Annotated in this window: 10 protein-coding genes; 5 read left to right on the top strand and 5 right to left on the bottom strand. The window is 67.8% G+C overall.

Going from position 1 to position 12,864, the window contains the following annotated elements; genetic code table 11:
- The first annotated feature begins 35 nt into the window (after positions 1-35).
- Both ACYQ6W_RS08235 and ACYQ6W_RS08230 read left to right on the top strand, forming a co-directional pair.
- A complete protein-coding gene (locus ACYQ6W_RS08235; protein ID WP_459674678.1) occupies positions 36-1,955 on the top strand; it encodes a Hint domain-containing protein in 1,920 nt (639 codons plus the stop codon).
- 135 nt (positions 1,956-2,090) lie between these two features.
- Positions 2,091-3,113, top strand: coding sequence for an enoyl-CoA hydratase/isomerase family protein (locus ACYQ6W_RS08230; protein WP_459674677.1), 1,023 nt, complete (start codon positions 2,091-2,093; stop codon positions 3,111-3,113).
- On the opposite strand, the gene ACYQ6W_RS08225 is transcribed toward ACYQ6W_RS08230, so the two are convergent.
- The 4 genes from ACYQ6W_RS08225 to ubiG all read right to left on the bottom strand — a co-directional run bounded on the left by ACYQ6W_RS08225 (position 3,114) and on the right by ubiG (position 7,544).
- Complete coding sequence (locus ACYQ6W_RS08225) at positions 3,114-4,187, bottom strand: sugar-binding transcriptional regulator (RefSeq protein WP_459674676.1); 1,074 nt, start codon at positions 4,185-4,187, stop codon at positions 3,114-3,116.
- 121 nt (positions 4,188-4,308) lie between these two features.
- Complete coding sequence (locus ACYQ6W_RS08220; protein ID WP_459674675.1) at positions 4,309-5,412, bottom strand: alcohol dehydrogenase catalytic domain-containing protein; 1,104 nt, start codon at positions 5,410-5,412, stop codon at positions 4,309-4,311.
- 103 nt (positions 5,413-5,515) lie between these two features.
- Positions 5,516-6,517, bottom strand: a complete 1,002-nt coding sequence (locus tag ACYQ6W_RS08215) for a dihydroxyacetone kinase subunit DhaK (protein ID WP_459674674.1) — start codon at positions 6,515-6,517, stop codon at positions 5,516-5,518.
- A 289-nt stretch (positions 6,518-6,806) separates the two neighbouring features.
- Positions 6,807-7,544: a bifunctional 2-polyprenyl-6-hydroxyphenol methylase/3-demethylubiquinol 3-O-methyltransferase UbiG gene (gene ubiG, locus ACYQ6W_RS08210; RefSeq protein WP_459674832.1), complete on the bottom strand. Its 738-nt coding sequence runs from the start codon at positions 7,542-7,544 to the stop codon at positions 6,807-6,809.
- A gap of 167 nt (positions 7,545-7,711) precedes the next feature.
- Here ubiG and ACYQ6W_RS08205 point away from each other — a divergent pair, with 167 nt between their 5' ends.
- From ACYQ6W_RS08205 to ACYQ6W_RS08195, 3 genes are read left to right on the top strand one after another with little or no spacing between them, the layout of a single operon-like run.
- Positions 7,712-8,929 (top strand): aspartate kinase, encoded by a 1,218-nt coding sequence (locus ACYQ6W_RS08205; protein WP_459674673.1) that lies wholly within the window; start codon positions 7,712-7,714, stop codon positions 8,927-8,929.
- A gap of 13 nt (positions 8,930-8,942) precedes the next feature.
- A complete protein-coding gene (locus ACYQ6W_RS08200) occupies positions 8,943-9,995 on the top strand; it encodes an NAD(P)H-dependent flavin oxidoreductase (protein WP_459674672.1) in 1,053 nt (350 codons plus the stop codon).
- Complete coding sequence (locus tag ACYQ6W_RS08195; RefSeq protein WP_459674670.1) at positions 9,970-12,306, top strand: phosphoenolpyruvate--protein phosphotransferase; 2,337 nt, start codon at positions 9,970-9,972, stop codon at positions 12,304-12,306. Before ACYQ6W_RS08200 ends, ACYQ6W_RS08195 begins: the two co-directional genes overlap by 26 nt.
- A gap of 43 nt (positions 12,307-12,349) precedes the next feature.
- On the opposite strand, the gene ACYQ6W_RS08190 is transcribed toward ACYQ6W_RS08195, so the two are convergent.
- Positions 12,350-12,862 carry a DUF1178 family protein gene (locus ACYQ6W_RS08190; protein ID WP_459674669.1) on the bottom strand — a complete coding sequence of 171 codons (513 nt, stop codon included), beginning with the start codon at positions 12,860-12,862 and terminating at the stop codon, positions 12,350-12,352.
- Positions 12,863-12,864: the final 2 nt, after the last annotated feature.

Below are 12,864 nucleotides of genomic sequence, written 5' to 3'. Positions count from 1 at the left end.
CTCTAGCCTGCCAGCATTCAGCAGGCGGAGGCATCATGTCGGGTACGATTTCATCGGCGGTCACGCAGAGCGTGACCCTGACCGTAAACCCCACGACGATCACGAGCAGCGGCTCGGTTCAGACGGCGGCGGGGGCCGCCCTGATCGGCGGCGGCGGCGCTCCGGCCGGAGGCTGGACCATCGTCAATGAAGGAAGCGTTACCGCATCCGCGGCCGGTAGTGACGGCGTCGATCTCACCACCGGCGGTTCCATCGCCAATGACGGCGTCATCGCGGGCTATCGCAACGGCATCGACGTGACCGGCGGTGCTGCAACCGTGACCAACAGCGGCACGATCGATTCGAGCCCGACGCGGATCGTCAATGGCTCGCCGAGCAACGTCTATGACGGCATCTACCTCGGCGCCGGTGGTGTGGTCACCAACACCGCGCAAGGCACCATCTATGGCGGGATCGGCGGCATCGACATCACGGGGGCCGCGGGGACCGTCAACAATGCCGGCATGATCTATACGACGACGCTGCAGGGCAATGGCGTCGCGCTGGAGAACGGCGGCACGGTGATCAACAGCGGCAGCACCGGTATCTACGGCGATTTCTCCGGCATCGCGATCTACAATGCCGGCGGCGTCATCACCAACAGCGCGGTGATCGACGCCGTCGGTCTCAGTGGCTACGGCATCTATCTCGGTGCCGGCGGCACCATCACCAACACGGCCAGTGGATCGATCACCGGCACCTATGACGGCATCGACGTCGGCAGCGGCATCGCGACCGTCACCAATGCTGGCTATATCTATGGCGTCAATCTCGGCGTCGGGCTCTACGGTGGCGGCATCGTCACCAACCTGGCGGGCGGCCTGATCGCTTCGACCGCGCGTGGCGTCGACATCGCTGGAGGCACGCTGGTCAATGCCGGAACGATCAATGCGACGGCGGGTGGCCAGGCGGTGGTCTTCGCAACCGGCCTCACCAATCGCCTCGTTGTCGAGCAGGGCGCGAGCTTCGTCGGCTCCGTCACGGGCGGGGGCAGCGGCAGCACGCTGGAACTGGGCGCCGGCACCAATGGCACCCTGACCGGCTTCGGCAGCCAGATCACCGGTTTCAACACCATCGTCTTCGACACGGGCGACACCTGGACGCTGAGCGGCAGTTTTGCCGGCTTCAACGGCGAGACGGTTTCGCATTTCGACGAGGGCGACAAGATCGTGCTCGCAGGCGTCACCGGCGTCTCCTCCAGCCTCGTCGGCAGCACGCTCACCCTGGTGAGCAACGGTGCGACGGATACGATCAATTTCGGCACGATCTCCGGCACTCTGCATGTGCAGACGGTGGGCAGCGACACCGTGATCTCCGTCGCCTGCTTCGCGCGCGGCACCCGCCTCGCGACGGCGGCGGGCTTGGTTCCGGTGGAGGAGCTGGCACCCGGCGACAGGCTGCGAACCGCGAGCGGGGAGCTTCTGCCCGTGGTCTGGGTTGGGCAGCAGATCATCGATGTCGCAGCGCACCCAGAGCCCGACGCCGTGCAGCCGGTGGTGATCGAGGCGGGCGCCTTCGCCCCCCATGTGCCGGAGCGCGACCTTGTTCTGTCACCCGATCATGCGATCCTCGCGCAGGGCGTGCTGATCCCGGTAAAGCATCTCGTCAACGATACTACGGTACGCCGTGCCGCGATTGCCGAGGTGACCTATCATCACGTAGAGCTATCGCGGCATGCGGTGATCTTCGCCGAGGGTCTGCCGGCGGAGAGCTATCTCGACATCGGCGACCGCCCGGAACTCGGCCTTGGCCGGGCCTTCGCGGGGCTGCGGCCCGATCTGCAGCTGCTGCGGGATGCGACGGCCTGCGCCCCCGTCCGCATCACCGGCCGCGAGGTGATGGCGGTGCGCGCGCATCTCGCTGCCCGGGCGGCGGCCTTGCGGGCGGCCGCCCTGGCCGCTGCACGGGCAGCCTGAGGGCACCGCGCCGCGGACACTGGCCGTTTCCGCGGGCTGCTTGCCCGCCCCGGCGCACGTCTTGCACCGCGAGGGGACTTCGCCTTCTCTTCCGTATGATCCGGCGTCCGTCCGGATGATGTGAGGGGAGTGGCGATGCCGGCGCAGGCAGCGGAGACGGCCGAGGTTTTGGCGGAGCGCGTGGGGCGTATCGGGCGTCTGCGCCTGCGGCGCGGCAGGGCCCTGAACGCGCTCGATCTGCCCATGATCCGCGCCATCCGATCGGCGCTCAAGGTCTGGGCCGAGGATCCGGACGTTGCTGCCGTGGTGGTCGAGGGAGAGGGTCGTGCCTTCTGCGCCGGCGGTGACGTGCGCTGGGTGCGGGATGCGGTTCTGCACGACGAGGCGGCGTCCGCCGAGACCTTCTTCGCCGAGGAATATGCGCTCAACGCCGCCATCGGCCACTATCCGAAACCCTATATCGCGCTCATCGACGGAATCTGCATGGGCGGCGGTCTCGGCATCTCCGTCCATGGGTCCGACCGCGTGGTGACGGAGGCCGCAGTGCTCGCCATGCCCGAGACCGGCATCGGCCTGACACCGGACATCGGCGCGAGCTACTTTCTACCACGCCTGCCAGGCTTCCTCGGCACCTATCTCGGCCTCACCGGTGCCCGGCTGACCGGCGGGGATGCGGTGCATGCCGGGCTCGCCACCGCCTTCGTCCCGCAGGCGCGGCTCGCGGCGCTCGCCGAAGCGATGGCGGTGGAGGGGCAGGAGGCGATTGCCCGCTTCGCCGAGCCGCCGCCGCCCTTTTCCCTCGCCGAGGAGATGCCCGCCATCGCCCAGGCCTTCGCGGCCGACAGCCTTGCCGAGATCGAGGCCAGGCTGGAGGCGCAGGGCACGGCCTGGGCCGGGGAGACGCTGTCGACGCTCCGCCGCATGTCGCCCTCCGCCCTCTGCTGGACACTCGCCTCACTCCGCCGGGGGGACGGGCTGACCCTCGACGCCTGTCTCGCCGCCGAGTTCGCCTTGGTGCGGCAGATCATCCGTCTGCCCGATTTCGCCGAGGGCGTGCGGGCGATGGTGGTGGAGAAGGACCGTGCGCCGCGCTGGCAGCCGGCGCGGCTCGACGAGGTTGATCTGCGCCGGATCGCGGTGCTTCTGCAGGCGGACTAGCTAGGCTCTGCCCGCACTGTCTTCGCCGTCACGGCTGGGCAGGGGCGCCGGCGCGACGCCGTCTCGCCGGCGCGTCGCGTCGTCGAGGCTCAGAACGGTATGGGCGTTGCTCAGCGTCGTCGCCAGGGTGTTGATCGCCCCGGTCCGCAGTGCACCCAGGATGCCGGCCGCCTTGGTGCTTTCGCTCGCGATCGCGATGACGTTCGGAATGCGGCGCAGCTCGGGCGTCGTCAGGCCCATGATGCGGCCCTGGAGCGACTGGCTGGCCGGTTGGCCCTGAATGTCGAAGAAGTCGTAACCCATCATGTCGCCGATGGTGCCGGAGAGGCGCGCCTCGGTGACCTCCTGCGGCGTGAACCAGCCCATGCGCACCATATTGCTATCTTCGCTGAGATCGCCCACGCCGATGAGGGCGATGTCGGCCCGGCGGGCGCGGTCCAGCGTCTGGCGTATCGTGTCGTTCTGCATCAGGGCGGCGCGCGCCGTGGCATTTTCCACCAGGGCCGGCGCATAGAGCGTCTCGCTCTCGCCGCCGAAGCGGGCGGCGAGCCGGCGGCCGATATGGTCCGGATTCATGATCTCGCCGGCGCGCAAGGAGCCACCGATCGCCGAGACGAAGGTGACGGCGCGCTGGGCGGCGGGAGCGGCGAGACCATCCGCCACTGCGCCGACGTTCCGGCCCATGCCGACGGCGACGATCATCCCGTCCCGCAACAGGCGGTTGAGATGGGCGGCGACGAGGCTTGCCAGCGCCTGGCGCTGGGTCTCCTGATTGCGATGGTCCGCGGCAACGATCAGCCGGTCGAGGCCAAAGCGCGCGACGAATTCCTTCTCGATCTCGCCGGCGACGCCCGGATGCGGGCGGACGCGGATTTCGACGATGCCCTCTTCCCGCGCGCGCTTGAGCAGGCGCCCGATCTTGGCGCGCGACATGCCGAAGCGTTGCGAGAGTTCTTCCTGCGTCACGTCGTCCGCGTAGTAGAGCGCGGCGATCTCGGTCATTACGTCGAGCTCGGCGTCCTTCTCGTCGGCACGCTGCAGGAGGGGCCAGGGTCGCTTCTGTAGCTCGGACATGGGCGGTTCTTTATCTGGTGGGTGAGAGAGCATCCGGCGCAGTGCCGCGCTCATCGCGCCCTTATGGGGACACGCGGCATGCTGCCATGCCACGTGTCCGGTCGTCGTCCGTCAATCAAAATCAGGGAATGAGAATCGTTTTGATCGAATTCTCGCCCTTTTTCATCAGGTCGAAGCCGGTCTTGAAGTCCTTCAGCGGCAGTTTGTGGGTGACCACGCCCTCAGTCGGCAGGCGCCCATCCGTGATCGCCGCGATGGTGAAGGGATAGCAGTAGGGGCCGAGATGGGCACCGTAGATGTCGAGATGCTTGCGGTCGCCGATGATGCTCCAATCCGCCGTCACTTCTTCACCGAAAACGCTGAATTCGACGAAGCGGCCGAGCTTGCGGATCATGTTGAGGCCCTGGCGGACGCTGGCCGGATGGCCCGTCGCCTCGATGTAGACGTCGCATCCATAACCCTCGGTCATCTTCTTGACCTCGGCCACGACATCGACTTCGAGCGGGTTCATCACGATGTCCGCGCCGAACTTCTTTGCGAGAGCCAGGCGGTCGGCCTTGGTGTCGAGGACGATGAGCTTGGACGGATTCTTGAGGCGGGCGGCGCCAACCATGCCGAGGCCCAGCGTGCCGGCGCCCGCGAGGACGACGATGTCGTCCAGTTCGATCTTCGCGCGGTTGACCGCATGGACCGAGCAGGCGAAGGGCTCGATGAGGGCGGCGGCTTCCAGCGAAAGCTCTTCCGGCACGTGATAGGTGCGGCTCGTCTTTGGGAAACGCATGTAGCGCGCCATGGCGCCGTTCACGTTGTTCTGGAAGCCATAGAGGTCATGCACCTCGCACATCCAGTATTCGCCGCGGCGGCAGTAGCGGCACTTGTCGCAGGGAACGATCTGTTCGGAGATCAGCCGGTCACCGACCTTGAAGCGGCCTTCGGCGGCAATGTTCGCGCCGATCTCGACCGCGCGGCCGATGAACTCATGGCCCGGGATCATCGGCTGCTTGACGTATTTCGGCTGGCCCTTGTCGTCCCCCCAGAAAGACGGCGCGCCCTGGTAGCACTTGATGTCGCCGGCGCAGATGCCGACGGCTTCGACTTCGATGATGATGTCGTCCGGTCCGGCGCGGGGCACTTCGACCTGTTCGAAGCGGTAATCGCCTGGGGCATAGGCGACGACTGCGTCCATCATCGCCGGAAGATCGTTGGGGCGCGTTGCACTGCTCATCGTGATGTCCTTCCAAGGCGCCGCCGGCCGGTTGGGCGGCGCATATCGTCTGTGCTGGTCGAGTGGAGCGCGCCGCCGCCGGCGGCCCGCTCCGCCAGTTCGCCTAGCCGAGGACCGTCAGCCCGAGGGAATGGGCCGGCCGGCCGAGGAGGCGGTCGAGCTCGCCGTCGAGCCGGGTCACGGTGACGGAGGCGCCCATCATCTCGAGCGAGGTGAAGTAATTGCCGACGAAGCGGTGGCGCGGCGTGATGCCGCGGCCGCGCAGGATCTCGTCCACGTGGCTGTAGAGGAGATAGAGTTCCATCACCGGTGTCGCACCCAGGCCGGAGATCAGCACAGCGACGTCGTCGCCCTGGCCGAAGCCCTTGTCCTCGAGGATGCGGTCCATCATGAGCCCGGCCATTTCCCGCGCCGGCTTGATGGGCATGACGGCGACGCCGGGCTCCCCGTGATGGCCGATGCCCACCTCCATCATGCCAGGTTCGATGGTGAAGTTCGGCTTGCCTGCGGCGGGAATGGTGCAGGCGGAGAGGCCGATGCCGACGCTGCCCGTCTGGTCGATCGTCTTCTGCGCGACGCTGATGACGGCGGCGAGATCGCCGCCTTCGTCCGACAGGGCGCCTGCGGTCTTCCACATCATGATCTCGCCGGCGACGCCCCGGCGCTTCGCGGCCTCCTCCTTCGGGGCGGAGGCGACGTCGTCATTCGCGACCACCGTGCGCACCTCGATCCCGTCCTTCGCCGCCAGCTTGACGGCCATCTTCACGTTCATGTTGTCACCGGCGTAATTGCCATAGAGGCAGGCGACGCCCGCACCGAAATCCGCAGCGCGGAAGGCTTCGTGAAAGCTCTTGGCCGTGGGCGAGGCGAAGATTTCGCCGCAGGCGACCGCGTCGCAGAGGCCGGGTCCGACGAAGCCGAGGAAGGCCGGCTCATGGCCCGATCCGCCGCCGGTGACGATGCCAACCTTGCCCTGGCCCCGCGGCCGGGCGGCCCGCAGCACCCGCGGATTGGCCGTGCTGGCGAGGAGATCGGGATAGGCCTTGAGAACGCCGGCAATGGTTTCGTCGGCGACCTGTTCGGGATCGTTGATGATGCGGTTCACGACCGGACACCCTGCCCATGATCGACTGCGCGCATGCTATATCCTCCCTCACGCTTAGGATTATTGGTCAGAAATCTCCAACTGAACTGCGCAATTGTCAACTGGATAATACAATCGCTCGGACTGGTTTCCCTGACCACGCGCGGAGTAGCCGGACGTTTTGCGGCGTTGCGGCGCCCTCATGTCGAAATTTTCGCCCGCTAGCCGGTGAGGAAGCGCTCGGGCCATCCAAAGGGCCATGAGCGATTGACCGGCGCGTGAGAAATTCTGCAATGCACCATCGACGGGCCTAGCAGCCCTCTGCACCTGCTGTTGGCTTTTCAAAGGCCATGATGTAGTTGATCGAGAGGTCGCGGCTTTCCACCCATCGCCGGCGCCAGGGGTCGAAGCGGAGACCCGCGCTTGCCATGGGTCGCAGGCCGGCCGCGGCGGCAAGGGTGCTCAATTGGCGCGGCGGCAGGAACTGCCGCCAGTCATGCGTGCCGCGAGGCAGCAATCGCGCGACGTATTCCGCGCCGATCTTGGCGATGGCGAGCGCCCGGAGGCTGCGGTTCAGGGTCGAGATGAAGAGCAAACCGCCCGGCGCCGTCACCTGCGCGAGCAGGGCCAGGAAGCCAGCCTGGTCCGGCACGTGCTCGATGAGTTCGAGCGCGGTGACGACGGGGAAGGAGGCGCCTTCGGCGACGAGATCCTCGATGCGGCCGGCGCGATAGCGCAGGGGCAGGCCCCGTCCCGCGGCGTGCGCTTCCGCGGTCTGGATCGCCGGGGCGGCGGCGTCGAGGCCGAGGACGGGCAGGCCTCGGGCGGCGAGCGCTTCGGCGAGCAGCCCCGCGCCGCAGCCAATGTCGAGCACCTCGCCTGGCAAGGCGCTCGGGTAACGCGCCCGTACCCGGGTTTCGATCCAGCCGGCGCGCAGCGGATTCATGGCATGGAGCGGTGCCATCGGCCCCTTCGGATCCCACCACTCCGCTGCCAGCGCGCCGAAGCGCGCGACTTCGTTTTCGGAAAGCGTACCATCCTGTTGCATCATTGCCCCTGAGCCTGCGCACCGCTATGTGTTCCGCCCAGGCGGCGGCGTCCTTTTGCGGCATCCCCGCCGTCATAAAGCCTCGGGCCGCGCGCGCCTAATTCCGCTCCGTCCCTGGTCTGGCGTCATCGCGCACCCCGGTAGCGGGGCTGCTTTGGAAAGGTATCATGGCCCGGATAGTCATGAAGTTCGGCGGCACCTCCGTCGCCGATCTCGATCGGATTCGCAACGTGGCGCTGCGCGTGCAGCGCGAGGTCGATGCGGGCAATGAAGTTGCCGTGGTGGTGTCGGCCATGTCGGGGGCGACCAATCAACTTGTCGGCTGGTGCCAAGCGCTGTCGCCGCTGCATGACGCGCGCGAATACGACACCGTGGTCTCGACCGGCGAACAGGTGACGGCGGGGCTGCTCGCGATCGCCCTGCAGACCCTCGGCATAGAGGCGCGGTCCTGGGCCGGCTGGCAGATCCCGATCCGCACGGATGGCGCTCATGGCAAGGCGCGGATCGAGGCGATTGAGGGGCAGGAACTCATCCGCCGCATGGGGCTGGGCCAGGTCGCGGTGGTCACCGGGTTCCAGGGCCTCGGGCCCGACAACCGGATCACGACGCTCGGCCGCGGCGGGTCGGACACCTCGGCGGTGGCCCTCGCAGCCGCCCTACAGGCCGATCGCTGCGACATCTACACCGACGTCGACGGGGTCTATACGACAGACCCCCGCATCGTGCCGCGCGCCCGCAAGCTGGAACGAATTTCCTTCGAGGAGATGTTGGAACTCGCCTCGGTGGGTGCGAAAGTGCTGCAGACCCGCAGCGTCGAGCTGGCGATGAAGGAGCGGGTGCGGGTTCAGGTTCTGTCGAGCTTCCAGGATCTGCCTGGAACGCTCGTGGTGGATGAGGATGAGATCGTGGAAAAGGAAATCGTGTCCGGAATCGCCTATTCGCGGGACGAGGCGAAGCTGACGGTTCGCGGCGTGCCGGACCGTCCGGGCGTTGCGGCCACCGTTTTCGGCAAGCTCGCGGCCGAGAACGTGAACGTCGACATGATCGTCCAGAACATCTCGGACGAAGGCACGACGGACATGACCTTCACGGTGGGCGAGACCGATCTGCCGCGGGCCCAGGCGGCGCTGACTGCCGCACGGTCCGACATCGGCTATGCCGAACTGCTCGCCGACACCAATGTTGCCAAGATCAGCGTCGTCGGCGTCGGCATGCGCAGCCATGCCGGCATCGCGAGCACCATGTTCAAGGCCCTGGCGGAGAAGGGGATCAATATCCAGGTCATCTCCACCAGCGAAATCAAGGTCAGCATCCTCATCGCGTCCGAATATACGGAACTCGCGGTGCGCTCGCTGCATACGGCCTATGGCCTCGATGTCGCCTGAGGCCCCGCATCCGATGAGCGACGGCCTGACCGCCCCCCGCACTGTGTCCTCGGCGCTCCAGGCGCTATGGCAGCGCGGGACCGACTTCCTCGGCACCCGCTACGCCATCATGGGTGGGGCGATGAGCTGGGTGAGCGAGCGGCACCTCGTCTCCGCCATTTCCAACGCCGGCGGCTTCGGCGTCATCGCCTGCGGCTCCATGTCGCCTGCGCTGCTGGAGCGGGAGATTGCCGCGACCCAGGCGCTGACGGACAAGCCCTTCGGCGTCAATCTCATCACCATGCATCCCGATCTGGACGCGCTGATCGCCGTCTGCATCCGTGCCGGCGTGGGCCACGTGGTGCTGGCCGGTGGCGTGCCCTCGGGCAGCGCCGTGCGAGCGGTGAAGGATGGCGGCGCCAAGCTCGTCTGCTTCGCGCCGGCGCTCGTTCTCGCGAAACGCCTGGTGCGGTCCGGCGCGGATGCGCTGGTGATCGAGGGCTCGGAAGCGGGCGGCCATATCGGCCCAGTCTCCCTCATGGTCCTCGCTCAGGAAATTCTGCCGGTGGTGCGCGAGGTACCGGTGTTCGTCGCCGGCGGACTCTGCCGCGGCGATGCGATCGTCGGCTTGCTGGAGATGGGAGCCTCCGGCGCGCAGCTTGGCACGCTCTTCGCCGCCACGCGCGAGAGTATCGCTCATCCGAATTTCAAACAGGCCTTTTTCCGCGCACATGCGCGCGACGCGGTGCCGTCCGTCCAGCTGGATGACCGTTTTCCTGTCATTCCGGTGCGAGGCCTGACCAATGCTGGTACGCGGCGGTTCCTGCAGCATCAGGCGGAGACGGTGCGGCGCTTCCAGGCCGGCGAATGCTCCAAGGAAGAGGCGCAGCTCTCGATCGAGCATTTCTGGGCGGGCGCGCTGCGTCGCGCCGTCATCGAAGGGGACGTCGAAGAGGGGTCCGTCATGGCCGGTCAGTCCGTCGGCCAAGTGCGGGAAGAGAAGGCGGTGGCCGAGGTCGTGACGCAGCTGATCGACGAGGCCGAAGACATGCTGGCACGTCGTGGACCAGCCCCCGTCCAGGGCTGACATCGCGTCCTGGACGCCGCGGCGTCTGTTCGCGACCCTGCGTGAAGGCTTGGCGCGGGGCAATACGCCGCTGCCCAAGCTGATTGAGCTGGTTGCCCGGGAGATGGCGACCGAGGTCTGCGCGCTTTACGTGATGCGGACCGGAGAGGTGCTCGAGCTGACCGCGACCAGCGGTCTCGAAACACAGGCCGTCGGCCGCACGCGGCTGCGCCTCGGCGAAGGAATCGTCGGGCTGGTCGCCGCCATGGGCAGCTCCCTCAATCTCGCCGATGCGCGGACGCATCCGGCTTTCGCGCAGCGGCCGGAAACGGGTGAGGCGGCCTTTGCCTCGCTGCTCGCCATTCCCATCCGGCGTTCTGGTCACATTGTCGGCGTGCTCACCGTGCAGAACCGCGAGCCCCGGAAGTTCACCGAGATCGAGCAGGAATCGCTCGAAACGGTGGCCATGCTGCTGGCCGAAATCCTGACCTCGGCCGGGGCGGTGGAGGTGCGGGGTGAGGGCTTCGGTGCCGCCTTGCCTCGGCGGTTCGACGGGCTGAGCCTGGCGGGCGGGATCGTCATGGGTCCCGTCGTGCGCGCGGAGCGGGCTATCGGCGGGCGCGAAGTGCTGGCGGCCGATCCTGAAGTGGAACAGCGGCGACTGACGGCGGCTGCAGAGACGCTGCAGCGCGGTCTCGACGAGTTGTTGGGCGGGATCGTCGCGCGGCCGGAGGCCGGTGACGCCGCGCCAGAAGATATCCTCTCCGCCTACCGCATGATCGCCGCCGATGCCGGCTGGCTGAAGCGGGTCTCCGCGGTGATCGAAGGCGGCTTCTCGGCCGAGGCGGCGGTGCTGCGCGTGCTCGGCGAGTTGCGCGAGCGCATGCGCCGGATCGCGGACCCCTATCTGCAAGAGCGGCTGGTCGATATCGAAGATCTCGGCCACCGCCTGCTCGGACAACTCAGCCACGTCGGTGCAGACGGATGTGCGCAGGCGGCGCGCACTGCCGCCGCGCAGGTGCAAGCGCCCGACGTGCGCGGCGCGATCGTCGTGGCACGGCGTTTGGGGCCGGCGGAACTGCTCGATTGGCACAATCGCGGCGTGGCGGGCTTTGTCATCGAGGAAGGCAGTGCCGCGGGACACGCGGCGATCCTGGCCCGGGCCCTCGGCCTGCCCGCTTTGTCAGACGCGCGGGGCGTCGTCGATGCCTGCCAGGATGGGGACGAGGGAATCCTCGACACCGAAGAGGGACTGTTCATCCTGCGGCCCGAGGACGAGGTGCGCCAAGCCTATGCGGGCGCGGTCTCCGCCGAGGTGGCGCATGCCGCGGAGTGGCAGGCCCTGCGGGATCAGCCAGCCCGGACGGCGGATGGCACCGCGGTTTCGCTGATGATCAATCTCGGCCTGCCCCTGGAACTGCCGCAACTGGATGCGACGGGCGCGGCCGGAATCGGGCTGTACCGGACGGAAATCGCGCTGCTCGCGCAGCAGCCGGCGGAGGCCGCGAGCGGCGATCCGCTGGGAAGCGACCGCCTCATGGCCCGTCAAATCGCCGAATACACCCGCGTGCTGGATTACGCGGGCGACCGGCCGGTGCTGTTTCGCACGCTCGATCTCGGCGGGGACAAGCTGCTGCCGACGGCCGCCGCCTCACCGAGCGAAAATCCCGCCATGGGCTGGCGCTCGCTCCGGATCGGCCTCGACCGGCCGGTCACTCTGCGTCGGCAGATCCGGGCCATGCTGGCGGCGGCGGGCGGCCGCCCGCTGTCTGTCATGTTCCCGATGGTGGCGACCGTAGCGGAGTTTCGCGCCGCGCGGACCTTGCTGGAGGCCGAGGTCGCCCGGGCCGAAGAGAAGCCGGCACGCGTGCAGGTCGGCACCATGTTGGAGGTGCCGGCCCTGCTCTGGCAGCTGCCGGCGCTGATGGCCGAGGTGGATTTCGTCTCCGTCGGCTCCAACGATCTCATGCAGTTTCTCTTCGCGGCCGATCGCGGGACGCCGAACCTCGCGGGGCGCTACGATCTGATTTCGCCACCGGTTCTCGATCTTCTGGACTCGGTCGTTCGCCATGCGGCGGAAGCCAACGTTGCCCTGTCCTTCTGCGGTGAGGCGGCCGGCCGCCCGCTGGAGGCGCTCATCCTGGTCGCCTTGGGGTTTCGCGCGCTCTCCATGTCGCCCTCGGCACTTCCGCGCGTGAAGGCGGCGCTCTGCGCGGTGGACATGAGCGTCTTCGGGCGGGTCCTGACTTCGATCCGGACGCAGCATGCGCAAGCGGCAAGCCTCCGCGAGCCCTTGGGCACCTGGGCACGGGAACACGGTCTTCTGGCCTGAGGCGGGGACCGCGTCCGGGCTCCATGAGGAGCGGAGCGGCGGTTCAGCTGTCGGAGCGGGGGATCCAGGGCAAGACGCCGAAGGCGATGCCTTCTTCCGTCAGCGCCTCCGCTTCCGAAGCGGTCGTCTCACCATAGATGCCGCGAGCTTCCGTCTCTCCATAGTGGATACGCCGCGCTTCTTCGGCAAAATCTTGGCCCACGTAGTCGCAGGTGCTTTCGACCTCGTGGCGCAGCCGCTGCAGGAGCGCGCGCAGCTGGTCCCGCATGGCTTGGCCCGCGACGGCACCCTGCAGCGCTAGGCCTGCTGGTTCGCCGGCCACGATCGCGCTCGGCCCTGGTTGGGGCGCGGTGGCCGGCGGGGAGGACGAGGGCTCGGTCGCATGACGGGCACTACGCCCAAGCGCGGGCGCCATGAGCGCTCGGCTGACGGCCGTGCTGCTGCAGACGGGGCAGGTGATAAGGCCTTCGGCGCACTGGCGCTCGAAGGACGCGCTGTCCTTGAACCAGCCGTCGAAGCTGTGCGCGCGGTCGCATTGAAGCTGATAGTGGATCATGC

The sequence above is a fragment of the Acidisoma sp. 7E03 genome (assembly GCF_054665075.1).
Note: the sequence above shows the minus strand (reverse complement) of the source record. Positions and strands in the feature narration are given on the sequence as shown.

Bases quoted from the DNA above. Each gene is read 5' to 3' on its own strand.
- ACYQ6W_RS08220 (WP_459674675.1), bottom strand. From the start codon at position 5,412: ATGAGCAGTGCAACGCGCCCCAACGATCTTCCGGCGATGATGGACGCA.
- ACYQ6W_RS08225 (WP_459674676.1), bottom strand. From the start codon at position 4,187: ATGTCCGAGCTACAGAAGCGACCCTGGCCCCTCCTGCAGCGTGCCGAC.
- ACYQ6W_RS08190 (WP_459674669.1), bottom strand. From the start codon at position 12,862: ATGATCCACTATCAGCTTCAATGCGACCGCGCGCACAGCTTCGACGGC.
- ACYQ6W_RS08205 (WP_459674673.1), top strand. From the start codon at position 7,712: ATGGCCCGGATAGTCATGAAGTTCGGCGGCACCTCCGTCGCCGATCTC.
- ubiG (WP_459674832.1), bottom strand. From the start codon at position 7,544: ATGCAACAGGATGGTACGCTTTCCGAAAACGAAGTCGCGCGCTTCGGC.
- ACYQ6W_RS08235 (WP_459674678.1), top strand. From the start codon at position 36: ATGTCGGGTACGATTTCATCGGCGGTCACGCAGAGCGTGACCCTGACC.
- ACYQ6W_RS08230 (WP_459674677.1), top strand. From the start codon at position 2,091: ATGCCGGCGCAGGCAGCGGAGACGGCCGAGGTTTTGGCGGAGCGCGTG.
- ACYQ6W_RS08200 (WP_459674672.1), top strand. From the start codon at position 8,943: ATGAGCGACGGCCTGACCGCCCCCCGCACTGTGTCCTCGGCGCTCCAG.